This window comes from Sphingobium sp. HWE2-09 (assembly GCF_035989265.1).
GTDB lineage: Bacteria > Pseudomonadota > Alphaproteobacteria > Sphingomonadales > Sphingomonadaceae > Sphingobium.
In genome coordinates this window covers 83,324-108,641 of record NZ_JAYKZX010000003.1, presented here as the reverse complement: position 1 = coordinate 108,641, position 25,318 = coordinate 83,324, and the positions used below count along the sequence as shown (strand labels likewise).

The following is a 25,318-nucleotide window of genomic DNA, read 5'->3' as shown; positions in this document are numbered from 1 at the left end:
ACGAACAGGCCGCGTTCAGACCAAGGTCCGGGCAAGCGCCTCTGCCACCTTGATCCCGTCGATCGCGGCGGACAGGATGCCGCCGGCATAGCCCGCACCTTCCCCGGCCGGATAAAGACCCGCGACGTTGAGGCTTTGGAAATCCTTGCCGCGGGTGATGCGGATGGGGGACGAGGTGCGGGTTTCCACGCCCGTCATCACCGCGTCGGGATGGTCGTAATGGGCGATCTGGCGGCCGAAAGCGGGCAGCGCTTCGTGGAAGGCTTCGACCACATAATCGGGCAGGCATTGGGTGAGGTCGGTGGGGGTGACGCCCGGCTTGTAGGACGGGACCACCTCGCCCAAATGCGTCGAGGGGCGGCGAGCAAGGAAATCGCCCACGGTCTGGCCCGGCGCCCAGTAGGACGCGCCGCCTGCGACATAGGCCATCGATTCCCAATGGCGTTGCAGGTCGATGCCCGCCAGCGGCCCGTCCGGATAATCGCGCGCCGGATCGATGCCGACGACCAGGCCCGAATTGGCGTTGAACTCTGCGCGGCTATATTGGCTCATGCCGTTGGTGACGACGCGCCCTTCCTCCGACGTGGCGGCGACGACCCGGCCGCCCGGGCACATGCAGAAGCTGTAGACGGTGCGGCCATTGGCGCAGTGATGGGCGAGGCTATAGGATGCTGCGCCCAGATCCGGGTGGCCCGCGCACTGGCCGTAGCGGGCGCGGTCGACCCAGCTTTGCGGATGTTCGATCCGCACGCCGATGGAAAAGGGCTTGGCTTCGATATGGACGCCGCGACCGTAGAGCATTTCAAAGGTCGGGCGCGCGCTGTGACCGACGGCCAGGACGACATGATCGGTATCGATCACGCTGCCATGCTGCAGCACCAGGCCGCGCAGCTGCTGTTCGCCCTCGCCCGTGCGGTCCAGCACTAGATCGTCGACGCGGCTTTGCCAGCGATATTCACCGCCCAGCGCCTCGATGTGGCGGCGCATCGCTTCGACCATGGTGACGAGGCGGAAGGTGCCGATATGCGGATGCGCTTCCCACAGGATGTCGTCGGGCGCACCGGCGGCGACGAACTCTTCCAGCACCTTGCGGCCTAGGAAGCGCGGGTCTTTCACCCGGCAATAGAGTTTGCCGTCGGAAAAGGTGCCCGCCCCGCCTTCGCCGAACTGGACATTGCTGTCGGGGTTCAACTCGGCGCGGCGCCATAGACCCCAGGTATCCTTGGTCCGTTCGCGCACCACTTTGCCACGATCGAGGATGATCGGGCGGAAGCCCATTTGCGCCAGGATGAGGCCCGCGAACAGGCCGCATGGTCCCGCGCCGATGACGACCGGGCGCTTACCCCGCCAATCGGCCGGGACGTGGGTGACGAACCTGTAGCGCGTATCGGGCGTCGGGCGGACGTCATGGTCGTTTTCGAAGCGGGCCAGCACCGCCGCCTCGTTCGCGACGTCAACGTCGATCGTATAGACCAGCAGGATGGCGGAGCGGCGGCGGGCGTCATTGCCCCGGCGCACCAGGCTATGCCCGCGCAGGTCGTGCGGTTCGATGCCAAGGCGCGCGCAGATGGCGGCGGGCATCGCCTCGGCCGAGTGATCGAGGGGCAGTTTCAGGCCGGACAGACGGATCATAGGATCGCCCCATAATCGCTGGCGGCGCAAATGGGAAATGCTCCGTTAGGTTTGGGCGGGTGGCTAGGCGCGCCGCATCCGCCCGACCAGCCATTCGCCCGCCAACGCGGCCAGCATCGACAGGCCGGTGAGCGGGAAGAGGATGCCCAGCCCCAGCATCAACGCTGCCACCCCGCGCCGGGCGGCAGGCGTGGATGCGGGCGGCGCGTGCAACCGACCGTCCTTGCGCCGTTTCCACCACAGGACCGGCGCGGTGGCGCACAAGGCCAGCAGGCAGAGGCAACCCGCTAGCATGAGCAGCCGGTTGCCCTCCCCATATTGCTGGCCCTGATGCGTGGCGATGCCCCATTCCACCGCTTTTGCCCCGGGGCCGAACATGCGCCAGTCGATATCCTGCACCACCGCGCCGCTGGCGGCATCGATGGTGAGGGCGCGGGCATCATCGGCCCGCTGCACGAAGCTCGCCACCAGATAGGGCGCGCCGGGGGTGGCGGGCAGGATGATCTGATAGCCGTGGGTCATGCCGCGCCCGGCGGCGATGCGGGCGACGGCGTCGATACCGATATCGCCAGGCGCGCCCATTGCGCCGCCGCCTTCGCGCAGGGTCCAGGGCAATACGTCACGCGCCGGGGCGGGCCAGGGGACGGCTGCCATTTTCGGTCGGCCCCAGTTGTTCGCCGCGACGATAGCCCGCAAGCCGCCGCCCCAGACATCGGTCCAGGGCATGCCGGTGACCGCCAGGAACAAGATGATCCCCGCCGACAGAAAACCCAATGTGCCATGCAGGTCGCGCCAGAAAAGCCGCCCGCCTGCCCGCCCCCGGATCGCCAGCGCAGGCCGACCGCGCCGGGGCCAGCGCAGATAAAGACCGGTGGCGCAGAGCAGGATCGCCCAGCCTGCCACCACCTCCACCAGCCGGTTGCCGATCGGACCGGTGAGCGCCAGACTGTGCAGCGTCTTGATCGTCTTCATAACGCCGCCATCGTGCATCTGGCCCATGATGCGACCGTTAAATGCGTCAACGAAATAGACAGTTAAATCGCTATTCTCGCCCCTGGTCGTAACCCGCCAGCTTTCGGTGCGGGCGGCGGGGATCGTCAGCTGCGTGACCGGGGTTTGCGCATAGTGTTGCGTTATCGAAACGATCTGTGCGGGGGATAAGGTTGGTGCGTTTTTCGGCGCGGCGATCTGCACCGGATAGAGCCATGCCTCGATCTCCGGCTTGTAGAGGTAGAGTGCGCCGGTCACCGCCATCAGCGCCAGGATCGGCAGGACGATGAGGCCGGCATAGAAATGCCAGCGCCACATCGCCCGGTACAAGGCTCCGTCCGTCATCGGTCGTCCCCTCCGTTCAGAAACGCGCACGCACGCCGCCATAGATGGCGCGGCGTTCGACCGGGTAGAAAGCAACACTGCCTTCGTCCGCCGCCGTGGCGGGATTGTCCGCGGCGTAGCGGACGAGCGCGCCGATATCGCCGATCGCGCGCCGGGCGGTGAGGTTGCGCGCGTCCACGAACAGGGTGACGCCATCGCGGACCTGCGCCTGCGCGCCCAGGTTCAGCATGGCATAGCCGCCGACCCGTTTCGTGTTCGCATAATCGACCCACGCCCCCTGCGGCAGCCATTCGATAGCGGGCGAGAGGCTCAACCGGTCGGTGCCCAGTTTCAATTCCGCCCGATAGAAGTGGCGCGGGACCACGGGCAGGCGGTTATCGCCGAACTGCACATCGTCGCGGAAGCGGAAGTCGCTATATTGATAGGCTTGCCGCAGCATGGCCCAAGGGGTCAGCGTCAGGTCCAGGCCAGCCTCCAACCCCTGATGCCGGGTCCGGTCAGCGTTGAAGGTAGCGGCGGGGATGACGCCCGCGACCACATTATATTGCAGCATCTCCCCCTTATATCGGCGCGATAAAGGCTGATGTCCCAGGCGGCGATGCCCGCCCGGCCGCGCGTGCCGATTTCGGCGGTCCATGCCTTTTGAAGGCCCACCGGGGTGAAGCCCGGCGCGCCACCTGCAGGCGCCTGGCTTAGTTCGCCGAACCCCGGCATTTCCACCGAGCGGCTGTAATTGGCGTAGAATTGGAAGGCTTGCTTGGGTTGGTAGAGCAGCCCCAGCTTCGGCGAAACACTGTCGAAACTGGCGTCGCCGCTGCGCGCCGGGGCCAGGCGATTGCTGATCCGCCGTTCGCCATGGCTGTAAAGGCCGCCCGCGATCAGCCAGAGATGGGCGAGCGGAGCGATGCGCGCTTCGCCATAGCTGTTGATCGTCTGCGCCTTTTGCAGGGCATGAGCGGTCAGCGCGCCGGGCCGGCCGTTCAAGTTGACGAACTGGCGCGCATCGGTGCGGCCGAAGCGCGCCTGGCTGCCCAGCGTGAGTTCGACCGGCATGCCGCCCAGATCGCCCGTCAGATCCAGGCTGGCGAAGACCCCGCGATCTTCCGAATTCTGGTCGATCAACTGATAGATGGGGTGGGACAGCGACTTGGCATTGTAGAACAGGCCGAAGGCGAGCGTGCCGTCGCCAAGGTCAATGGTGGTGCGATTTTGCAGGCGGATCGAATCGATGTCGCGCGCCTGATCGCCAGTGAAATTGCCCTTGCCCGGATTGGTCAGCACGTCCCGTTCGCTGAGCGCGCCTGCGAGTTTCTGACGGATCATCTGGGTGCTGGCGTAGAAGCGGGTTTCGATCCGGTCGCTGATCTTCAACCCGACATTGCCATTGAACCGCGCCGCCTTGCGATTCCCATGGGCGCGGTCACTGTCGGATCGGTCGGCGGTGATCGCGGCATAGGCGTCGCCATGATCGTCGGCATAGCCATAGGCCACCTTGGCGCGGATCGTGTCGAAACTGCCGCCATCGACGCGCAGGTCCAGCCCCGGTGCGCTGCGCCCGGTCGGCGTCACCGCGTTGATCGCGCCGCCCAGCGTCGATCCGCCCAGGCGCAGCGCGTTGCCGCCGCGATAGACCTCGATATGCTGGAAGACCTGCGGGTCGAGTTCCTGGAAATCGCCATTATCGTCGGCGGCGTTGATCGGGATGCCGTCCTGCAACAAAGTGAGGCCGCGCATATGATAGCTGCGCGACAGGCCGGACCCGCGAATGGAAATCCGCACCTCCTGCCCAAAGCGTGGCTGGGTATAGACGCCGGGCGAAAAGGCCAAAGCGTCGCGCAGCGAGACGGCGAGCCTGTTTTCAAAGTCCTTCGCCGCGACGACATCGACGCCGCCGGGGGTGCGCTGAACGCGGGCGGCGGCTTCCTCGACCGCGCGGCTGGCGGTGACGACGATCGCGCTTTGATCGGCGTCTTCGGCGACGGCGGGGGTGGCGGACAGGGCAAGGATGAGGGCGCACAGCGGCAGGGCGCGTGCGGCGTGGATGTGACGCATGGGTCGACTTTCTGAAACGGGAATGCAGGATCGGCGCTCATCGAATCCGCGTATTCCCGCGCAGGCGGGAACCCAGTTCGGACGGCGGGACTGGGTTCCCGCCTTCGCGGGAACACGTCATCCTGACACGAGAGCGCGTTGGAAATCAGAAAGTCGCGGGTGGTCCTGACGAGGGCGGCGGCGGGGCGGCCAGTCGGGCGATGACGCCTGTCTTGAGCGCGAACGCGATCGCCCCGAAAGCCAGTTGCCAGGCGGGCAGCGGCAGATCGGCAGCGACCAGCGGCGGCACGACGGGCTGCATCGAGGCGGCGAAGGGGCAATGTTGTTGCCCCGCCATGCCGTCATCCGGGCGATGGTCGCCCTTCTCCGGCGCCTGGCCGCGCGGCACGACGACATTGATCGCGCCCTGCCCGGTGCACAGCGTCACCACGACACCGCTTTGCGTGCGCACCGGCATGAAGCCGGATGGCGCGATCAGTTGGATGGCAAGGACGAACAGCGCCAGCGCGGCCAATAGGCCACGTGCGCCTTCAGACTGTCTGATCGCCCCCATCATGCCCCTTCCCTAACGGCGACCAGCCGCTTTGTCACCGGGTCAAAAGGTCCAAGACGCATGATGTGCTAACCTTGACGTAAACGTAAAGCAGGATTACATCTTCGTTCATGGACAATCGCAGCAGCATCGCGGGCATCGAACTGCCCGACCATAGCGAACGGCAAAGCTACAGCATTACCGACCTCAGCGAAGAGTTCGGCGTCACGGCGCGCGCGTTGCGCTTTTATGAGGATGAGGGGCTGATCTCGCCGGAACGGCAGGGGCTGGCCCGCATCTATTCGCGGCGCGACCGCGCCCGGCTTGCCTGGATTCTGCGCGGCAAGCGGGTCGGGTTCAGCCTGACCGACATTCGCGAGATGATCGACCTTTATGATGCCGACGAAGAGCATGAAGAACAGCGGCGCGTCACCATGGGCAAGTGCAAGGCGCGGATCGACCTGCTGACCCGGCAGAAGGAAGATATCGACGCCGCCATCGCCGAACTGGACGCCTTCGTCGCGACCATCGCTCAACGCTAATCCCCCCCTTTCCCCCGCCATAAAAAGACGCTTAGGAGACGATCATGCCCAGTTACGCCGCCCCCGTTCGCGATACCCGTTTCGTGCTGGACCATGTGGTCGGGTTGGAGCGCTACGCCAATCTGCCTGGCTTTGAGAACGCCACGCCGGACCTGGTCGAGGCGATCCTGACCGAAGGCGGCAAGATGGCGGCAGAGGTGCTGTTTCCGCTGAATGCGGTGGGCGACAAGGAAGGCTGCACCCGCAATCCCGATGGCAGCGTGAAGACACCGACCGGCTTTAAGGATGCGTTCGACCAGTTCGTCGCGGGCGGATGGACCACGATCCACAGCCCGGTCGAATTTGGCGGACAGGGTCTGCCCAGCGTGGTGGCGACGGCGGTCGACGAATATGTGCTGTCGGCCAACCAGTCGTTCGAAATGTATCACGGCCTGACCGCTGGCGCGGTCGCGGCGCTGATCGCCAAGGGCAGCGACGAATTGCAGCAGCGCTATATTCCCAAGATGGTGTCGGGCGAATGGACCGGCACGATGAACCTGACCGAGCCGCATTGCGGCACGGACCTGGGCCTCATCAAGACGAAGGCGGTGCCGCAGGCCGATGGCAGCTACAGCATCACCGGGACCAAGATTTTCATTTCGGCGGGCGAGCATGACCTGTCGGAGAATATCATCCACCTCGTCCTGGCCAAGACGCCGGGCGCGCCCGAAGGCAGCAAGGGGATTTCGCTGTTCGTGGTGCCCAAGATATTCGTGGGCGACGACGGCGCGCTGGGGGATCGCAACGCCGTGTCGTGCGGATCGATCGAGCATAAGATGGGCATTCACGGCAACGCGACCTGCGTCATGAATTATGACGGGGCGACCGGATGGATCGTAGGTGACGAGAATAAAGGCCTGGCCGCGATGTTCATCATGATGAACGCGGCGCGGCTGGGCGTGGGTTTGCAGGGCTTGGGCCAGGCGGAGATCGCGTTCCAGAATGCGGTGCATTATGCGCGCGATCGCCGTCAGGGGCGTTCGCTAACTGGCCCCAAGGAGCCGAACGAAAAGGCCGACACGCTATTCGTGCACCCCGATGTGCGCCGGATGCTGATGGAGGCCAAGGCGATCACCGAAGGGCTGCGCGCTTTCATCCTGTGGGGGGCGTTGCAGGTCGACCTGTCGCACCATGCCGCGACAGAGGAAGAGCGCCAGACGGCCGATGACCTCATCAGCCTGCTGACGCCAGTGATCAAGGGCTATGGCACCGACAAGGGCTTCGATGTGGCGGTCGCGTGCCAGCAGGTGTTCGGCGGCCATGGCTATATCTGGGAAAATGGCGTGGAGCAGTATGTGCGCGACGCGCGCATCGCCCAGATCTACGAAGGCACCAATGGCGTGCAGGCGATGGACTTGGTCGGCCGCAAGCTGCCGATGAACGGCGGCCGCGCGTTGCAGGCGTTCCTGAAGATCGTGGCAGACGAAGTGGCCGACGCCAAGGGGCATGAGAAGCTGAGCGGCTTTGCCGAAGCACTGGAAAAGGCGAGCGGCCAGTTGGGCGCGGCGACCATGTGGCTGATGCAGAATGCGATGAAGAACCCCGACAATGCCGGGGCGGGCGCGCATCATTATATGCACATATTGGGCATCGTCGCGACCGGCCTGATGTGGCTGCGCATGAGCAAGGCGGCGGTCACGCTGCTGGCAGCGGGCGAAGGGGACGCCAAGTTTCTGGAAGCCAAGCTGGTGACGGCGCGCTTCTTTGCCGAGCGGATCATGCCCGATGCCGGATCGCTGCGCCGCAAGATCGAGGGCGGCGCAGATGCGCTGATGGCGCTGGACCCGGATATGTTCCTGGCGGCCTGATCGACGTTATCGATTGCATGAAAGAGCGGCCCACGGGTCGCCCTTTTCGTGCGCGTCAGGCGGCGAGCGGCAGCTGCTCTTCGACCTGGGTCGGCGTGACGCTGTCGGCTACCGGCGTCTGCGTCCGGACAAGGCCAGCGACATGGCGTTCAGCGGCGATGACATCACGGCGATAGGCGAAATAGAGCGACAGAAGTGAAAACATCGTAGAGCCTCGACTGTAGATTTTTGCTGCGCTGCAGCATCGAGGGTTATCTGGGCTTTCATGCGCGGTTGCGCAAATGCAATGCGGGTCGAGGCGATTGCAGTTAAGGTAAGCCATTGCGGTCGGTGGTTATACGAGCTGACGTCGGCATCTTACTGCTAAGACTGAAGATGCGCCCTCTTCTCCCCTCCCTTTCAGGGAGGGGCCGGGGGTGGGTACGCCGCGCCAGCGGCGTTCTGCCGCCCGGTGCCTAGCCGCTCGCTTCGCTCGCACCTACCCCAACCCCTCCCTAAGAAGGGAGGGGCTTTTGCCCGTACTGTGCGCGCCCGGCCTAGCAATCGCTGAGGCACGCCATTAGCGTGTCGCGATGAGCAACCCGTCGGACGACATCAGCGCGACACGCCCCGCCGCCCGCACCTTGGGCCTGGCCGCCTGCATCGCGCTGGTCATGGGCAATATGATCGGATCGGGCGTGTTCCTGCTGCCTGCCGCGCTGGCGCCGTTCGGCTGGGATGCGGTGGCCGGGTGGATGTTCACGATCGCCGGGTCACTGGTGCTGGCCTTCGTCATCGCGCGGCTGACGGTGGCGATGCCCGACGCCAATGCGTCGCAGATGATCGCGCGTGCCTATGGGCCGCTGGCGGGGTTCGCGATCGGCTGGATCTATTGGCTGTCGATCATCATCACCAATGTCACCATAGCCGTGGCGGCAACCGCGAACCTCAGCAGCATCATGCCGGTGCTGGCAAAGCCCGGCGTCGGGACGATCTGCTCCATCGGCTTCCTCTGGGCGATGACCGGCGTCAACCTGATCGGCGCGCGGGCGGCGGGCCTGACCCAGATCGTCACCACCGTCATCAAATTGGTGCCGATCGCGGTCGTCCTGCTATTGCTGGCGATCATCCTGGGCAGCGGCGAGGCGCAGGTCGTGCCCTTCCCGGTGCAAGGATTGACCGAGGCGGGCATCACCGCGTCGGCGGCGTTGACGCTGTTTGCGCTGCTGGGTTTCGAATCGGCCAGCGTCGCGGCGGACAAGGTGCGCGATCCCGCCCGCACGATCCCGCGCGCGACGCTGATCGGCACGGCGGCGACGGGGCTGATCTATCTGCTCGTCTGTTCGGGCATCGCGCTCACCCTGCCCGCCGCCGAAACGCAGACCGGATCGCCGTTCGGCGCGTTCGTCAGCCATTATTGGTCGGCGGGACCGGCCCATTATATCGCCATCTTCGTCGTCGTCAGTTGCCTGGGCGCACTTAACGGCTGGACCCTGTTGCAGGGGGAAGTGCCGCTGGCGATGGCGCGCGCGGGCGAATTGCCGCGCTGGCTGGCCAAGACCGATGCGAAGGGCACGCCGGTGCGCGGGCTGATCCTGTCCACCATATTGGCGAGCCTGCTGCTGGTGGCGAACAGCTTGCAGGGGCTGGTGGCGGTGTTCACGGCGATGGCGTTGCTGGCGACGTCGGCAACGCTGTGGCTCTATGTCGGCTGCGCGTTGGCGAGTTTGCGGTTCAGGCTGGTGGTGCCCGCCGCGATCGTGGGGCTGGGTTATGCGCTGTGGACGCTGTGGGGCGCGGGTGTCGTGGCAAGCGGGTCGAGCATCCTGCTGATGGCGGCGGGATTGCCCTTTTACTGGTGGGCGCGAAGGGGGCGGAGCACCGATTGAGCTTACTTGCAATGCGTATTCCCGCGCAAGCGGGAACTCAGTTCAAACGGTGGGACTGGGCTCCCGCCTGCGCGAGAGCACATTGTGTATAGGGCTTAGTCCGCCCACAAATCCTTGAGCTTGGAGAAGAAGCCACTGACCTGCGGGCATTCTTCGCCGGTTTCCGTCTCGCGGAAGGCTTCGAGCAATTCCTTCTGGCGGGCGGTCAGCTTGGTTGGCGTTTCCACTTCCACCTGGATCACCAGATCGCCCTGCCCGCGCCCGTTCAGCACCGGCATGCCGCCGCCGCGCTGGCGGATTTGCTTGCCCGACTGGATGCCGACCGGAATCTTGATCTCATGCCGGTTGCCGGCGAGGCCCGGCACTTCGATCGATCCGCCCAGCGCCGCCGTGGTGAAGCTGACCGGTGCGCGACAGAAGAGCGTCGTGCCGTCGCGCTCGAACAGCGCGTGGCGCTTTACATGCAGGAAGATATAGAGGTCGCCCGCAGGTGCGCCGCGCGCGCCCGCTTCGCCTTCGCCCGACAGGCGAATGCGCGTGCCGTCATCGACGCCCGCAGGCACGTTGACCGACAGGGTCTTGGGCTTGTCCACCCGCCCTTCGCCGCGACAGGAGCGGCAGGGGCTTTCGATCACCTGGCCTGCGCCATGACAGGCGGGGCAAGTGCGTTCGACCACGAAAAAGCCCTGCTGCGCGCGGACCTGCCCATGGCCCTTGCAGGTGCCGCAGGTCTTGACCCCGGTGCCGGGCTGCGCGCCCGATCCGTCGCATGTGTCGCAGGCCGCCGACACGTCGATCGCGATCTCGGTCTTCTTGCCATGATAGGCTTCGTCGAGCGTGATTTCCATGTCGTAGCGCAGGTCCGCACCGCGACGATTGGCTTGGCGACCACCGCCCGCCTGCCCGCCGAAACCGGACTGGCCAAAGATGGTTTCGAAGATATCGCCCAGGTCGGAAAAGCCGCCCGCGCCGCCGTGGAAACCACCGCCACCACCGCCGCCCTGCTGTTGCTGGGTGTAGGCCGCATGGCCGAACCGGTCGTAAGCCGCGCGCTTATGCGGGTCTTTCAGGCAATCATAGGCCGCCGACACCGCCTTGAACTTCGCTTCGCTGTCGGTGCATCCCCCGGTTTTATCCGGGTGATATTTCATCGCCATCTTGCGATAGGCGCTCTTGATCGTCGCGCCATCGGCGGTGCGCTCGATTTCGAGCAGTTCATAATAGTCGATTTCGGTCGTCATATCGTCCCCGGCGCGCCCGGTCCGTCACCCCAGCGAAGGCTGAGGTCTCTCTTGCCTTCCAGCACCGGGGCGGAAGAAGAGAGATTCCAGCTTGCGCTGGAATGACGGAGGATAGGCATCAGCTTACGCCTTGTTGTTCTCGTCCACTTCCGAGAATTCGGCGTCGACGACATCGTCGTCGGCCTTGGGCGCGTCCGCGCCCGGAGCGGCGGCCGAAGCCTGCTCCTTCTCGTAGATCGCCTGGCCGAGCTTCATCGCGACGGTCGCAAGTTCCTGCGCCTTGGTCTTCATCGCTTCGGCATCGCCGCCTTCGATCGCAGCCTTGGTGTCCGCAATCGCCGCTTCGATCTCACCCTTGAGCGAAGCATCGACCTTGTCGCCATGTTCGGCCAACTGCGCTTCGGTCGTGTGGACCAGGCTTTCGGCGTTATTCTTGGCTTCGGCCAACTCGCGGCGCTTCTTGTCGTCTTCGGCGAAGCGTTCGGCATCCTTGACCATCTGGTCGATGTCGGCGTCGCTCAGGCCACCCGACGCCTGGATGCGGATCTGCTGCTCCTTGCCGGTGCCCTTGTCCTTGGCACTGACATTCACAAGGCCGTTGGCATCGATGTCGAACGTGACTTCGATCTGCGGCACGCCGCGCGGGGCTGGCGGAATGCCGAGCAGGTCGAACTGGCCGAGGATCTTGTTGTCCGCCGCCATTTCACGCTCGCCCTGGAACACGCGGATGGTCACCGCCTGCTGGTTATCGTCGGCGGTCGAATAGACCTGCGACTTCTTCGCGGGGATGGTGGTGTTGCGATCGATCATGCGGGTGAACACGCCACCCAGCGTCTCGATACCAAGGCTCAGCGGCGTTACGTCGAGCAGCAGCACGTCCTTGACGTCGCCCTGCAATACGCCCGCCTGGATCGCCGCGCCCATGGCGACGACTTCGTCCGGGTTCACGCCGGTATGCGGTTCCTTGCCGAAGAACTCCTTCACCGCTTCGCGCACCTTGGGCATGCGGGTCATGCCGCCCACCAGCACCACTTCGCTGATCTCGCTCGCCGAAACGCCCGCGTCGGCCATCGCCTTCTTGCAGGGCTCCATCGTGCGCTTGATCAGGTCGGCGACCAGACGCTCCAGATCGGCGCGGGTCACGGTCTTCACCAGATGCTTGGGACCGTTCTGGTCGGCGGTGATGAAGGGCAGGTTGACTTCGGTCGTCTGCGCCGAAGACAGTTCGATCTTCGCCTTTTCTGCCGCTTCCTTCAGACGCTGCAGCGCCAGCTTGTCCTTGGTGAGGTCAATGCTTTCGGCCTTCTTGAAGTCGTCGGCCAGATACTGCACCAGCTTGGCGTCGAAATCTTCGCCGCCCAGGAAGGTGTCGCCGTTGGTCGACTTCACTTCGAACACGCCGTCGCCGATTTCGAGGATCGAAATGTCGAACGTGCCGCCGCCAAGGTCATAGACCGCGATCGTCTTGCCATCCTGCTTGTCGAGGCCGTAGGCCAGCGCCGCCGCGGTCGGCTCGTTAATGATGCGCAGCACTTCCAGGCCAGCGATCTGACCAGCGTCCTTGGTCGCCTGACGCTGCGCGTCGTTGAAATAGGCAGGCACGGTGATGACCGCCTGCGTCACGGTTTCGCCCAGATAGCTTTCGGCAGTTTCCTTCATCTTCTGCAGGATGAAGGCGCTGATCTGCGACGGGCTGTAATCCTCGCCACCGGCCTTGACCCAGGCGTCGCCATTCGGGCCTTTCGCGATGTCGTAGGGGACGAGTTCCATGTCCTTCTTGGTCATGGGATCGTCGAAGCGGCGGCCGATCAGGCGCTTGACCGCAAAGATCGTGTTGTCCGGGTTGGTGACCGCCTGGCGCTTGGCCGGCTGACCGATCAGACGCTCGCCATCCTTGGCGAAGGCGACGATCGAGGGCGTGGTCCGCGCCCCTTCCGCATTTTCGATGACCTTGGGCTTGCCGCCGTCCATGACGGCGATGCAGCTGTTGGTAGTGCCCAGATCGATACCGATAACTTTTGCCATTGTGTCCTCTTTGAACCCCAAATTTCATTCAGCGGTTGACGGCCCCATACCTCACAGTAGCGCCAAGGCAAGGCCGGTTTGCAGGTGGGATATAGGCGCGCTTTCGCTTGGCACAAGAAGTTGTGGCGATTACCTATGCGGGCGACCGGAAACGAGACAGTCATGGAGCATCCAATGCGCGCGCCCTTCGCCCTCTTCGCCTTTGCCGCCGCGCTGACGCTCAGCGCCTGCGGCGATCCTGCGCCCAGCTATATCGACCAGGCCTGGGTTCGGTTGTCGCCCAACAAGGACACGCCATCGGCCGGCTATTTCGTCATCCACGGCGGGGACGCAGGCACGCAACTGCGCGGCGTGCTGACCGACTATGCGCTCAAGGTCGAAATGCATGAGACGGTCAGCAAGGATGGCATGACGACGATGGAGCGGGTCGACAGCGTCGACGTGCCGCCCAAGGGTCAGGTCGCCTTTGCGCCGGGAGGCAAGCATCTGATGCTATGGGGCGTCAACGATACCGCGATCAGCCGGGGCAAGATGCAGCTGACGTTTTTGATGGGCAATGGCGACCGGCTGCTGGTCGATGCGGTGATCCGCAAGCCCGAGGCGGCGGGCGCGGCAACGTCCAAAGCGAACGGGCATGAGGGCCATTGACCAGCCGTGCGCTGACCGGCGCGGAGGTCGCGCTGGCGCGGGGCATGTTCGGCGCCGCGATCGACTATGGCCGGGTGCGGGTGCATGAGCGCAAATGGTGGCCGCTCCAGCCCAGGGGCGTGACGATGGCGCCGGACGGCGACCTGTGGTTCCATCCCGACGGCGGCCTGTTCTGTGCGGATTTTTGCGACGGGCCGCTGCATTTGCAGGGGCATTTCATCCACGAGATGACCCATGTGTGGCAGGCGCAGCGGTCGGGGAAATGGTGGTTGCCGCTGATGCGGCACCCCTTTTGCCGCTATGGCTATGATGTCGTGCCCGGGCGGCCATTCGTGCGCTACGGCATCGAGCAGCAGGCGGAGATCGTGCGGCACGCGTTCCTGTTGCGGCGGGGCGTGGCCGTGGCGGGGAAGCCGGAGCTGGCCGTGTATGAAGAGTTGTTGCCGTTTGCAGGGACGTTTGCGTAATGTGCCAACGGCCTGCGGATTTTTAGCCCAAATCCCTTTACGGTAGAAGCCAGGAATATGTCCGCCAACAGCAGACAAAGCCCTGCCGCTTGCTCCGCATCGGCCGCCCGCCTATCATGCGCCCTGTCAATCACCCATAAGGATCGCCGCCATGGATATCGCCCTGAACGCACAGCCCGCCTGCTCTGCCTTCATGAAAGCGTTTGTCCATGCCTGCCATCACCCTTTCCCAACTCGGTTGGTCCGCGCCTGACGGCACGCCGGTCCTTTCCGGCCTCGACTTCCGCTTCGCCCCCGAGCGCATCGGCCTGATCGGCCGCAACGGCGTCGGCAAATCGACGCTGCTCGCGCTGATCGCGGGGGCATCCGCGCCGACGAGCGGCCAGGTCAGCGTGCCCGGTACGATCGCCATGCTGCGCCAGTCACCCGAACCTGCGCCCGGCCAGACCATCGCCGACCTGTTCGACGCCCGCGCCGCGCTGGCCTTGCTCGACCGGGCGGAGGCGGGCGTGGCGACGATGGACGAACTGGAGCGGTGCGACTGGACCCTGCCCGGCGCCATCGCCGACGCGCTGGCGCAACTCGATCTCACAACCCCACCCGACACGCCGCTGACCCACCTGTCCGGCGGCCAGCGTAGCCGCGCGGCGCTGGCGGCGGCGATCTTCGCGCGGCCCGACTGGCTGTTGCTGGACGAGCCGACCAATCACCTCGACGCCGACGGTCGCGATGCGCTGATCGCGATGCTGGATTGCTGGCGCGGCGGCGCGATTGTCGTCAGCCACGACCGCGCGCTGCTGGACAGGATGGACGCCATCGCCGAACTGACCAGCCATGGCATCGCCCGCTATGGCGGCAACTGGTCCGCCTATCAGGCGCGCAAGGCGATCGAGCAAGCGGCGGCACAGCAGGCGATCGACCTGGCCGAACGGCACGCGTCCGACCTCGCCCGCAAGACGCAGATCGCGACCGAGCGCCAGCAACGGCGCGACGGCGCGGGCGCGCGACAGGGGGCGAAGGGCGGCATCCCCCGCATCCTGCTGGGCCGACGCAAGCAACAGGCCGAACAGTCGCGGGGGACGCCGCCCGCCGCGCCGAGCAGCAACGCGCGCAGGCGCAGGACGCCATGGCGCAGGCGCGCAGCCGGATCGACATCCATGATCCGCTCAGCGTCGCCCTGCCCTCCGCCCATGTGCCGACCGGCCGCATCCTCCTGACGATCGACCATGTGACGGCGGGCCATGATCCGGCGCATCCGGTGCTGCGCGACTTTAGCCTGACCATCGCCGGACCGGAACGGATCGCCGTGACCGGTCCAAACGGCGCGGGCAAATCGACGCTGCTGCATCTGGTCGCAGGCGACCTCGCGCCGCTATCGGGCCAAGTCCACCGCCCCGCCGATTGCGCGCTGCTGGACCAGGACGCCAGCCTGCTCGCGCCCGACGCCAGCATCGCCGATAATTTCGCGCGGCTACACCCCGATGCCGGGCGCAACGCGATCCACGCCGCGCTGGCCCGCTTCGGCTTTCGCGCCGGCCTGGCGCTGCAACGGGTGATAAGCCTGAGCGGCGGACAAAGGCTGCGTGCGGCGCTGGCCTGCGTGCTGGGCGGCGAGCGCCTGCCGCCGCTCCTGTTGCTGGACGAGCCGACCAACCATCTCGATCTTGCGTCGATCGCGGCGGTCGAACAGGGGCTGGCCGCCTATGACGGCGCGTTGATGGTCGTCAGCCACGACCCCGCCTTCTTGGAAGCGATCGGCATCACCCGGCGGATCGCGCTTGGCGGACCTTAGCGATTAGTGGGCGGCGGAGGTGTCGACCGGCCCGGTGGGACGCGGCGCGATCCACACCACGATCCCCGCCACGCACAATATGATGCCCGATATGAAGAAGACATGGTCGACCGCGACTACAATCGCCTCCTTTTCCACCAGGTTGGAAATCGTCTGCCGCACCTGTTCGGCGCCAAGGCCGATGCCCGACAATAGCGACTGGGTGGCGTCGGGCTGCAACCCGGCCGCCAGCTCGTTGCGCGACACGCGCTGCGCATCGCCCCAGCTGGTCAGTACCAACGATGTCGCGATCGCCGTGGCCATGGTGCGCACGAAATTCTGCAAGCCCGCCGCCGACGCGGTTTCGCTGGGCAGCACCGATCCCAGCGTCAGCGTGGTGAGTGGTATGAAGAAGAAGGGCAGCGCGAAACCCTGCACGAATTGGGGGATCAGCATCGTTTGGAAATCGATGCCGCTGGTCCATCCGCTGCGCATGAAGGACATCATCCCCAGCCAGGTGACCGCCAGCGAAATCAGCAGCCGCGGATCGACGCGCGTCATCAGCCTGGCCGCGATCGGCGCGGTGAACAGCGCCGCCATCGCGGTCATCGCCGTCACGATCCCGGCCAGCGTCGCGGTATAGCCCATCGACGTCTGCAACCATTGCGGGATCACGACGATGCTGGCGAAATAGGCGCCGAAACAGAGCGACAGGGTGAACAGGCCGGAACTGAAGCCGACATGGCGGAACACGCGCAGGTCCACCACCGGATGCTCCTCCGTCAATTCCCAGATGATGAACGCCAGGAAGCCGACGAACGCCAGCACGCCCAACATGACGATCATCGGGTCGGCGAACCAGTCATGGTCCCGGCCGATGTCCAGCATGATCTGCAGGCATCCGATCCAGAAGATCAGCAGGCCGAGGCCCACTTTGTCGATCGGCACCTTCGCCGTGTCGGTTTCCACCCGCCGCAACAGCGCCTGCGCCGCGAACACGCATATGACCGCGATCGGCAGGTTGATGAAGAAGATCCAGTGCCAGCTCCAATTGTCGCTGATATAACCACCGATGATCGGTCCCATCGCAGGCCCCATCAGCGTCGTCATCGCCCACAGGCCCATGGCCCGCCCGCGTTGTTCGGGTGGGAAGATGCGCATCAGCAGGGTTTGCGACATGGGCATGATCGGCCCGCCGCATATGCCCTGGCCGATCCGGCACGCCACGATCATGCCCAGGGTGGTGGACAGGCCGCACAATACGGAAAACAGGCCGAAGCCGATCATCGCCAGCGTGAACACCCGCACCACGCCGAACCGCTGCGCCAGCCAGCCGGTCAGCGGCACGCAGATCGCTTCGGCCACGGCATAGGATGTGATGATCCACGTCCCCTGATCGGGCGAAATGCCCAGATTGCCCGCGATATGGGGGACGGAGACATTGGCGATGGTAAGGTCGAGCACCACCATGAAATTGCTCATGGCCAGCACCAAGCCCGCCAGCGTCCGGCTGCGCGGGGAGAGCCGCGAAAAAATATCGTCGTCGCCGCTCATCGCCCGGACGTTCCTTTATTTGTCGGTCAGGTCGATCTCGACATCCATGGACAGGCCCACCCGCAGGGGATGCGCGGCCAGTTCCTTGGGGTCGAGCGCGATGCGCAGCGGCAGGCGCTGCACCACTTTGATCCAGTTGCCGGTCGCATTCTGTGCCGGGATCAGCGACAGGGACGATCCGGTGCCGCCGGAAAAGCCCACGACCTTGCCATGATAGACGACATCGCCGCCATAGAGGTCGGACGTCACCTTGGCCGGCATCCCGACCTTGACCTGACGCAGCTGGCGTTCCTTGAAATTGGCGTCGACATAAACCTGGGCGACGGGCACGATGCTCATGATCGCGGTGCCCTGCGCCACGCGCTGGCCCACCTGCACCTGCCGCTTGGTCACGACGCCGTCGATCGGCGCACGGATGACGGCGCGGTCCAGGTTCAGCCGCGCCGAATCCAGCTTCGCCTGCGCCGCCATCACGCCGGGGTCGGTATCGATGGTCGATCCGCGCACCAGCGCATCATTGGCTTCCAACTGCCCGCTCGCCGCGCCGCGTGTCGCCTGCGCGGTCTGCACCCCGGCCTTTGCCAGGTCGAGCGCGGCCCGCGCCGAGGCGTAGGCGGTGCGTGCGCTGGTCACTTCGTCGCCCGACACCGCGCCTTCGCTCACCAGCGCCTCGCGCCGTTGCAGGTCGATCCGCGCCTTTTCGACATCCGCCTGAGCGGTGGACAATTGCGCGCGCGCCTGGACGATGTCGGCGCCGCGCGCTTCGACCTGCGCGGCAAGCGACGTGCTGGTCGCGCTGGTCTGGCGGAAGCGGCGCTTGGCTTCGGCGAGGTCGGCCTGCGCCTGCGCGACGGCGATCTTCGCGTCGGTCGGATCCAGTTCCACCAATATGTCGCCACGCTTGACCTGCTGCGTGTCGCTGACCAGCACCTTGATCGCCTGGGCGGACATCAGCGGCGTCACCTGCGCCATTTCCGCGTTCACATAGGCATTGTCGGTAGCGACATGGTTGCGCCCCACCAGCAGATACCAGATGCCCCACAGCACGCCGATGACCACCACCGCCAGCCCCAGCCGGATCAGCCAGGTCTTGCGCGCCGACTGGCGCGCCTCCTGCTGCGCGTCGCTATCTTCAGGAGCGGTCGTTTGCGGATTGGCGTCAGCCATGGGGTTGGTCCTTGGACTGGAAGTCGCTGGCGGTAAAACCACCGCCCAGCGCACGGATGAGGGCAATGTCGGTCGAAAAGGCGCTGGCCTCCAGCCCCGCAAGGGACTGGCGCGCGCGCAGCAACTGGTCCTCGACATTCAGCACGTCGAGATAGGTGGACAGGCCGCCCTTGTAGCGTTTCTGCGCGATACCATAGGCGTCCTGCGACGCAGCCACTGCCGCGCGCGCATCGACCAGGCGCGCGTCCAGCGTCCGCCGGGTGGTAACGGCGTCGGCGACTTCCTGATAAGCAGTCAGCACGGTCTTGTCATAGCTGGCGACCGCTTCGTCATAGGTGGCGCGCGCCCCGCGATACTGGCCCTGCAATGCGCCGCCATGGAAGATCGGCAGGCTGATCGCCGGGCCGACGGTGCCGAACAGCGACCCCTTGTCGAACAAGCTGTTGATGAACGGCTTGCGCGTCCCTTCCACCGACGTGCCGGTGAACACCGGGTCGTACCCCAGCGACTGCACGCCGACCAAGGCGCTCAGGCGAATGGCGGGGAAGAAATCGGCGCGCGCGACCTTGATCCGCCGGGCGGCGGCATCGGCCCGGGCCAGCGCGGCGGCGATGTCGGGGCGGCGCGCGACCAGATTGGTGGTGACGTCGGCGGGCAGGCCCAGCGGCGCCAGCGCACCGATTTTGGGTCGGCCGATCGCCAGGCCGCGGTCCGGCCCCGCGCCGATCAGCGCTGCGATCTGATGCTGGCGCAATTCGATCGCCATGGTCGCGGCGGTCAGTTGCGCGCGCGCCGACGATACGGTGGCGTCCGCCTGGCGCACGCTGCCGCGCGTTTCCAGGCCGTTGCGCTGCCGATCCCCCGCCAGCTTCTGGCTCGCGACCCGGATGTCCAGCGTCTGCCGGGCGATGTCGGCTTCGTCATGCAGACGCGCCAGATCGGCATAGGCGTCGGCGATCGCGGTGGTCAGGGCCAGCCGCGCCTGTTGCGCGTCGATGTCCGCCGCGCGGGTTTCGGACGTGGCCGCGGCCAGCGCCGCCTTGTTCTTGCCCCACAGGTCGAGGTCGAAGCCGATATCCAGCGCGACACGGCCGGTGCCCAGCCAGCCCTGCGGCACGAATGCCTTGGGCTGGCCCATATTATAGCTTTGCTTGGTCGCAGCGCTGCTGACATCCAGGTCGACGGACGGCGCCAACGCGGCCCCCGCCTGCTGCGCCAAGCCCGCCGCCCGGCGGAACCGGGCGCTCGCGGCGGCGACGTCGGGCGATGCGCGCAGCCCTTCGGCGATCAGATCGTTGAGTTGCGGGTCGCCATAGGCCGTCCACCAGCCATCACCCGGCCAAGCGGCGGGCGCGGCCGTCAGGCTGCGTTGCGCGTCGATGCTTTGGGCGGTGCGCAGTTCGGGCTTCGCCCCCAGATCGGGCACGGCGGCGCAGGCTGCCAATAGCAGGAGGGAAGAAGCCATGCCTCCCGTTCGGGCGGCCAGGGCAATGCGACTCACGGACATATCAAACCGTACCAACTAGTATGAAAATCGCCTTTGCCGCCCCCACCGGGCCTTGTCAACATAATTAGCGTACTCTATAGTACGATTTTATGACACCGTCCGAATCTCTGACCATGCCCTCTCGACGGGAGGCTCGCCGCCAGGACCGGCGTGAGATGATCATGACGGTCGCGCAGGCCTATTTCCTGGAACATGGCTTTGCCGGTACGACCATGTCGGGCATCGCGGCGGCGCTTGGCGGGTCCAAAGGTACGTTGTGGAATCACTTTCCATCAAAGGAGGCTTTGTTCGCCGCCGTGGTCGATCGCGTCGCCAGCGGATATCGCGCCGAGCTTTCGCAATTGCTCGATCCGGGCGGCGCGCTGGAGCCGACATTGATCCGCGCCTGTCGCAGCCTGATAGAAAGGGTGACGTCGCGCGACGCAGGCGCGTTGCATCGGCTGATCATCGCGGAAGGACGGCGCTTTCCCGAACTCAGCCAGATTTTCTTCGACCTGGCCCCCCGCAACATGCGATTGCTTCTGGCCGGTTTCCTGCGAGGCGCGATGGCGCGCGGGCAGTTGCGGCAGGCCGATCCGATCGATGCGGCGCGCGCACTCCTGTCTCTTTCCCTGTCCGGTTGCCACCAACAGATGCTGATCGGACGCATGGATCACCCCACCCCGGCCGAGATCATCGCCGACGCGGATTTCGCCGTCGATATCTTCCTGCGTGCCTATGCGGTCCCCGCCGGCGCGCCCCCGGCCTGATCGGCACCGATGCCCCAGCGCGCCTGTTAACCATTTCTTTGGTCCCGCTTTCTATCGTTAAGACGGGTTAGGGAAAGTGGGACGACATGCCGATCTTCAATCGCAACCGCATTCGCCATGCCGATGCGGAGGATATACCCGACACGCCGCGCCTGCAGCGCCGCGTGCGCCTGCTGCTGGTCGATGAAAATCCCACCGCCCGCGCCGTCATCGCGCGCCGCCTGTCGCACCTCAATTATGATGTGATCCTGGCGGAAAACGGCCATATCGCGCTGAATCTGCTGGTGACCCGGCCTGCCGACATCATCCTGATCGACATGGGCCTGACGATGCTGCCTGCGGTCGCCACGATGCAGAAGATCCGCGCCGCCAACCTCGCGGGCAATGCCTGTTTCGTCATGATCGCCGGGCGGCTGGATAGCCAGTCCACGGTGGAGGCGCTCGCCGCCGGGGCCGACGACCATGTCGTCAAACCCTTCGACTTCGACATACTCGACGCGCGGCTGCGCCATTTGTGCCAGCGCGCCGAACAGGTGGGGGCGCTCACCCGCCACAATGCCGAACTGGACGCCCGGATCGCCCGCCGCGCGGTGGAACTGGGCGAGACCCGCGAAGCGCTGCGCGAAATGCAGATCGATCGCGCCCGGCTCGTCTCCTCGATCCAGGCGCTGCATGACGAGGTTGAACGGCTGCAGTCAGCCCAGGCTTAGCCAGAGCGACAAGCCGTCGCCGGGCGCATCGGGCGCGTCGCCCGCAACGATCCGCACCGCATCGGCCCGCGCCCGGTCCAAAATCACCGCAGGCACCGCGCTTTGATGATAGACGCGGTCCGCCTCCCCCAACAGACGCGCCGCGCGCAGGGTGAGATCGTCGGGATCGCCCGACGTCAGGCGGATAACCTCCAGTCGGGACGGCGCAGCCGCGCCCGTCTCCGCCAGCCAATGCGGCAGGCCATCGACCGCGCTATCCCGCAAAAGATCGATCGCCCCGCACGACGCCAACCCGGCATCGATGGCCCGCCGCCGCGCCGCCGGGTCCGGCCAGCGCGCCCAGATCGCGCCGCGCGCGGTGAACAGCGCCGTCGCCAATGCGCCGAGTCGCGCAGGCAGCATCACCTCCAGCCGTTGCCGCAGCGCCTTGGCCAATCCTGCCGACGCCCCGCCGGTGCCGATCGCGATCAGCACCGGGTCGCGGTCCACGATCGCGGGCAGGGTGAAGTCGCATAGGTCGGGCTGGTCGGTGGCATTGACCAGCACGCCGCGTGCCCTCAGCCGCGCTACCGTCGCGCCATCGCCATCCGCCACGATCGCAAGCCGGGCGTCGGCATCCGCCTCACCCACCACGATCGCGCCCGCCCGTTCCAGCAGGCGACGCTTGGCTTCTGCCGCCTCGCCTTCCCCGGTCAAGATCACCCGCCTGCCCGTCAGTCGCAGAAAGACGGGCAGGCTCTGCATCAGCGGCCGACCCAGTCGGGAATGATATCGCCCTCGATCAGCGCCTCGATCGGCGGCCGTTCGCGCACCACCGCCCATTTGTCGCCCGACACCAGCACTTCGGGGATGAGCGGGCGGCTGTTATAGGTGCCCGCCATCGTCGCGCCATAGGCGCCCGCGGTCATGAAGGCGACCAGGTCGCCCGCCTGCACCACATCCATGTCGCGATGCATGGCGAAGGTGTCGCCGGTTTCGCACACCGGTCCCACCACATTGGCGATGGCGCGCGCGCCCGCCGGCTTGACTGCGCGAATATCATGCCAGGCATCATAGAGGCTGGGGCGCATCAGGTCGTTCATCGCGGCGTCCACGATGATGAAGGGCGATTGCGCGCCCTGCTTCACCCGCACCACGCGCGACAGCAGCGCACCGGCATTGCCCACGATCACCCGGCCCGGTTCGAACATCAGCCGCACCGGCCAGCCCTGCGTCACCCGCGTCACCATCGCGCCATAGTCGGCGGGGCTGGGCGGCAGAGGCTGGGACGGATCATAGGGCACGCCCAGACCACCACCCAGATCGGCGGTGCGGATGTCATGCCCTGCCGCGCGCAACTGCTCTATCAACGCACCCACTTTGGTGAAGGCGGCCTCCAGCGGGGCGAGGTCGGTCAGCTGGCTGCCGATATGCACGGCGACGCCCTGTACATCCAGGCCGGGCAGATCGCGCGCGGCGGCATAGCTGTCCATCGCCCGGTCATAGGGAATGCCGAACTTATTCTCCGACTTGCCGGTCGAAATCTTGGCATGGGTGCCTGCATCGACATCCGGGTTGATGCGATAGGCGACCGGCGCGCGCTTGCCCATCGACAGTGCGACGTCGGACAGCATTTCGGCTTCCGGCTCGCTCTCCAGATTGAACTGGTAGATGCCCTTGTCCAGCGCCAGCCGCATCTCGTCCGCCGTCTTGCCGACACCTGAGAAGACGATGCGGTCCGCCGGGATGCCCGCCGCGATCGCGCGCAGCAGTTCGCCGCCCGACACCACGTCCGCGCCCAGCCCCAGTTTCGCCAGCGTCGCCAGCACGGCGGCATTGGGATTGGCCTTGACCGCAAAGGCGATCAGCGGATTGTCGAGCGCGCGCAGCCCGTCGCGGAACACGCCGACATGGCGCGCCAGCGTGGCGGTGGAATAGACATAGACGGGCGTGCCGACCGCGTCGGCGATCGCATCCAGCGGCACCTGCTCCACCTGCATGGCGCCGTTCACATAATCAAAATGGTCCAAAGTCGGGATTCCTGGCTTATTGCGGCTGCTTTTCGGGCGGCAGGTCGAAAGGGTCGTCGCCACGCTGGCGCGACTGGGTCAGCAATTCGACATTGCGTTGCGGTCGCGCCTGGATCGACGGGGTCATGAGCTGGGTCGCGGTCTGCGCGGTCGCAGCGCCCACCGGCACGGCCGCGCCACTCTGCCCCGCGACCGGTTTGAGCGGTTGCTTGCCGCCGCAGGCCGCCAGCATCACCGCCACCATCGCCAATCCGCCAAGCGTGCGCTTCTTCATGACCCGATTTCCTCTTTCGCCTGCGCGATCCGCGCCCGCACCTGGGACGGCGCGGTGCCGCCATGGCTCTGGCGGCTCGCGACCGATGCGTCCACCGTCAACACCGCATAGATACGCTCATCGATCCGCGCGTCGATATCCTGGAGCGTCGCGATCGGCAACTGGTCCAGCGGGGTGCCCGCTGCTTCGGCCGCCGCCACCGCGCGCCCAGTGATGTGATGCGCTTCGCGGAACGGAATGCCCCCTTCGCGCACCAGCCAGTCGGCCAGGTCCGTGGCGGTCGCAAAACCGCTTTCGGCCAGCCCGCGCATCCGGTCGGTGCGGAACGTCACCGTTTCGATCATGCCGGTCATCGCCGCGATCGACAGGCCCAGCAGGTCGTGCGCCTCGAACACCGGTGGCTTGTCGTCCTGCATGTCCTTGGAATAAGCGAGCGGCAGCCCCTTCATCGTGACGCACAGCGCAGTCATGCAGCCCATGATGCGCCCGGCATGGCCGCGCACCAGTTCGGCGGCGTCGGGATTGCGCTTTTGCGGCATGATCGAACTGCCGGTCGAATAGGCGTCGGGCAGTTTGACGAAACCGAAGGGCTGGCTCGCCCAGATGATGAACTCTTCGGCCAGTCGCGACAGGTGCAGCGACGCCTGGGTCGCCGCCATCAGATAGTCGAGCGCGAAGTCGCGATCCGATACGCTGTCCAGGCTGTTGTCGGTCGGCTTGGCGAAACCCAAAGCCGCGGCCGTCGCATGGCGATCGGTCGGGAAACCGGTGCCCGCCAGCGCGGCGGCGCCCAGCGGACATTCGTTCAGCCGCGCGCGCGCATCGGCAAAACGGCTGCGGTCGCGCCGCACCATCTCATAATAGGCCATCAGATGATGGCCCAGCGTCACCGGCTGCGCGGACTGGAGATGGGTGAAGCCGGGCATCACCGCATCGGCATGCTCGTCCGCCCGCGCCACCAGCGCGCGCTGGAGGCCGAGCAGGCCCGCTTCGACCTCGTCGATCGCATCGCGCACCCACAGGCGGAAATCGGTCGCGACCTGATCGTTGCGGCTGCGCGCGGTATGCAGCCGCCCGGCGACCGGGCCGATCAGTTCGGCCAGCCGCGATTCGGTGACCATATGGATATCTTCCAGGTCCAGGTTCACCGGCACGCCGTTCGCTTCATATTCGGCGGCGATCCGGTTCAGACCCTCGGTGATCGCCTGCGCATCCTCACCCTCGACAATGCCCTGTTTCGCCAGCATCGCGACATGCGCCTTCGATCCGGCGATATCCTGTTTCCACAATCGCTTGTCGAAGGGGATGGAGGCATTTATCTCACGCATGATCGATGCCGGGCCGGCGGCGAACCGGCCGCCCCACATGCTGTTGGAGCCTGCTTCCGT

22 protein-coding genes and 1 pseudogene are annotated in these 25,318 nt (G+C 65.9%); 9 read left to right on the top strand and 14 right to left on the bottom strand.

Features of this window, described 5'->3' with window-relative positions; translation table 11 throughout:
- Positions 1–15: 15 nt before the first annotated feature.
- The 4 genes and pseudogenes from U5A89_RS06065 to U5A89_RS06050 all read right to left on the bottom strand — a co-directional run bounded on the left by U5A89_RS06065 (position 16) and on the right by U5A89_RS06050 (position 5,575).
- Positions 16–1,632, bottom strand: a complete 1,617-nt coding sequence (locus tag U5A89_RS06065; protein ID WP_338160306.1) for an NAD(P)/FAD-dependent oxidoreductase — start codon at positions 1,630–1,632, stop codon at positions 16–18.
- Between the two features lie 63 nt (positions 1,633–1,695).
- Positions 1,696–2,967: a PepSY-associated TM helix domain-containing protein gene (locus U5A89_RS06060; RefSeq protein ID WP_338160305.1), complete on the bottom strand. Its 1,272-nt coding sequence runs from the start codon at positions 2,965–2,967 to the stop codon at positions 1,696–1,698.
- A 16-nt stretch (positions 2,968–2,983) separates the two neighbouring features.
- Positions 2,984–5,019: pseudogene (locus U5A89_RS06055) on the bottom strand (TonB-dependent receptor family protein).
- 145 nt (positions 5,020–5,164) lie between these two features.
- The gene (locus tag U5A89_RS06050) at positions 5,165–5,575 is read right to left on the bottom strand and encodes a DUF2946 family protein (protein WP_338160304.1); all 411 of its coding nucleotides are present in this window, start codon (positions 5,573–5,575) and stop codon (positions 5,165–5,167) included.
- Positions 5,576–5,682: 107 nt separating this feature from the next.
- On the opposite strand from U5A89_RS06050, the gene U5A89_RS06045 reads away from it, so the two are divergent.
- Positions 5,683–6,093 carry a MerR family transcriptional regulator gene (locus U5A89_RS06045; RefSeq protein WP_338160303.1) on the top strand — a complete coding sequence of 137 codons (411 nt, stop codon included), beginning with the start codon at positions 5,683–5,685 and terminating at the stop codon, positions 6,091–6,093.
- A gap of 44 nt (positions 6,094–6,137) precedes the next feature.
- Entirely contained in the window at positions 6,138–7,940 is a 1,803-nt protein-coding gene (locus U5A89_RS06040) for an acyl-CoA dehydrogenase C-terminal domain-containing protein (RefSeq protein ID WP_338160302.1), read from the top strand.
- Positions 7,941–7,995: 55 nt separating this feature from the next.
- Here U5A89_RS06040 and U5A89_RS06035 read toward each other — a convergent pair whose 3' ends face one another.
- On the bottom strand, positions 7,996–8,145 hold the full coding sequence (locus U5A89_RS06035) for a hypothetical protein (RefSeq protein WP_338160301.1): 150 nt from the start codon (positions 8,143–8,145) through the stop codon (positions 7,996–7,998).
- Between the two features lie 367 nt (positions 8,146–8,512).
- Between U5A89_RS06035 and U5A89_RS06030 the strand changes: the two genes are divergently transcribed.
- Positions 8,513–9,808 carry an amino acid permease gene (locus U5A89_RS06030; RefSeq protein ID WP_338160300.1) on the top strand — a complete coding sequence of 432 codons (1,296 nt, stop codon included), beginning with the start codon at positions 8,513–8,515 and terminating at the stop codon, positions 9,806–9,808.
- A 95-nt stretch (positions 9,809–9,903) separates the two neighbouring features.
- Here the strand turns inward: U5A89_RS06030 and dnaJ are convergent, their stop codons facing one another.
- Positions 9,904–11,049 carry a molecular chaperone DnaJ gene (gene dnaJ, locus U5A89_RS06025; RefSeq protein WP_338160299.1) on the bottom strand — a complete coding sequence of 382 codons (1,146 nt, stop codon included), beginning with the start codon at positions 11,047–11,049 and terminating at the stop codon, positions 9,904–9,906.
- Between the two features lie 123 nt (positions 11,050–11,172).
- The gene (gene dnaK, locus U5A89_RS06020; protein ID WP_338160298.1) at positions 11,173–13,074 is read right to left on the bottom strand and encodes a molecular chaperone DnaK; all 1,902 of its coding nucleotides are present in this window, start codon (positions 13,072–13,074) and stop codon (positions 11,173–11,175) included.
- Between the two features lie 174 nt (positions 13,075–13,248).
- On the opposite strand from dnaK, the gene U5A89_RS06015 reads away from it, so the two are divergent.
- The 4 genes from U5A89_RS06015 (at position 13,249) to U5A89_RS06000 (ending at position 15,981) form a co-directional block, all read left to right on the top strand.
- Entirely contained in the window at positions 13,249–13,722 is a 474-nt protein-coding gene (locus U5A89_RS06015; protein WP_338160297.1) for a copper chaperone PCu(A)C, read from the top strand.
- On the top strand, positions 13,719–14,189 hold the full coding sequence (locus tag U5A89_RS06010) for a vgr related protein (protein ID WP_338160296.1): 471 nt from the start codon (positions 13,719–13,721) through the stop codon (positions 14,187–14,189). The genes U5A89_RS06015 and U5A89_RS06010 overlap by 4 nt, the downstream gene beginning before the upstream one ends.
- Before the next feature lie 209 nt (positions 14,190–14,398).
- Entirely contained in the window at positions 14,399–15,406 is a 1,008-nt protein-coding gene (locus U5A89_RS06005) for an ATP-binding cassette domain-containing protein (RefSeq protein WP_338160295.1), read from the top strand.
- Positions 15,316–15,981: an ATP-binding cassette domain-containing protein gene (locus U5A89_RS06000; protein WP_338160294.1), complete on the top strand. Its 666-nt coding sequence runs from the start codon at positions 15,316–15,318 to the stop codon at positions 15,979–15,981. Before U5A89_RS06005 ends, U5A89_RS06000 begins: the two co-directional genes overlap by 91 nt.
- A 3-nt stretch (positions 15,982–15,984) precedes the next feature.
- On the opposite strand, the gene U5A89_RS05995 is transcribed toward U5A89_RS06000, so the two are convergent.
- Genes U5A89_RS05995 through U5A89_RS05985 form a run of 3 tightly spaced genes read right to left on the bottom strand, consistent with a single transcriptional unit; the run spans position 15,985 to position 20,188 of the window.
- A complete protein-coding gene (locus tag U5A89_RS05995; RefSeq protein WP_338160293.1) occupies positions 15,985–17,514 on the bottom strand; it encodes a DHA2 family efflux MFS transporter permease subunit in 1,530 nt (509 codons plus the stop codon).
- Between the two features lie 15 nt (positions 17,515–17,529).
- On the bottom strand, positions 17,530–18,681 hold the full coding sequence (locus U5A89_RS05990) for an EmrA/EmrK family multidrug efflux transporter periplasmic adaptor subunit (RefSeq protein WP_338160292.1): 1,152 nt from the start codon (positions 18,679–18,681) through the stop codon (positions 17,530–17,532).
- Entirely contained in the window at positions 18,674–20,188 is a 1,515-nt protein-coding gene (locus U5A89_RS05985) for an efflux transporter outer membrane subunit (protein ID WP_338160291.1), read from the bottom strand. Before U5A89_RS05985 ends, U5A89_RS05990 begins: the two co-directional genes overlap by 8 nt.
- An 89-nt stretch (positions 20,189–20,277) precedes the next feature.
- Between U5A89_RS05985 and U5A89_RS05980 the strand changes: the two genes are divergently transcribed.
- A complete protein-coding gene (locus U5A89_RS05980) occupies positions 20,278–20,937 on the top strand; it encodes a TetR/AcrR family transcriptional regulator (protein WP_445190629.1) in 660 nt (219 codons plus the stop codon).
- Positions 20,938–21,023: 86 nt separating this feature from the next.
- A complete protein-coding gene (locus U5A89_RS05975; RefSeq protein ID WP_338160290.1) occupies positions 21,024–21,647 on the top strand; it encodes a response regulator transcription factor in 624 nt (207 codons plus the stop codon).
- Here the strand turns inward: U5A89_RS05975 and U5A89_RS05970 are convergent.
- The 4 genes from U5A89_RS05970 to argH are packed head-to-tail and all read right to left on the bottom strand — an operon-like array spanning position 21,633 to position 25,297.
- The gene (locus U5A89_RS05970; protein WP_338160289.1) at positions 21,633–22,391 is read right to left on the bottom strand and encodes a siroheme synthase; all 759 of its coding nucleotides are present in this window, start codon (positions 22,389–22,391) and stop codon (positions 21,633–21,635) included. The genes U5A89_RS05975 and U5A89_RS05970 overlap by 15 nt on opposite strands.
- Complete coding sequence (gene lysA, locus U5A89_RS05965) at positions 22,391–23,656, bottom strand: diaminopimelate decarboxylase (RefSeq protein WP_338160288.1); 1,266 nt, start codon at positions 23,654–23,656, stop codon at positions 22,391–22,393. Before lysA ends, U5A89_RS05970 begins: the two co-directional genes overlap by 1 nt.
- A 16-nt stretch (positions 23,657–23,672) precedes the next feature.
- Positions 23,673–23,930 carry a hypothetical protein gene (locus tag U5A89_RS05960; protein WP_338160287.1) on the bottom strand — a complete coding sequence of 86 codons (258 nt, stop codon included), beginning with the start codon at positions 23,928–23,930 and terminating at the stop codon, positions 23,673–23,675.
- Entirely contained in the window at positions 23,927–25,297 is a 1,371-nt protein-coding gene (gene argH / locus U5A89_RS05955; RefSeq protein WP_338160286.1) for an argininosuccinate lyase, read from the bottom strand. The genes U5A89_RS05960 and argH overlap by 4 nt, the downstream gene beginning before the upstream one ends.
- Positions 25,298–25,318 lie beyond the last annotated feature (21 nt).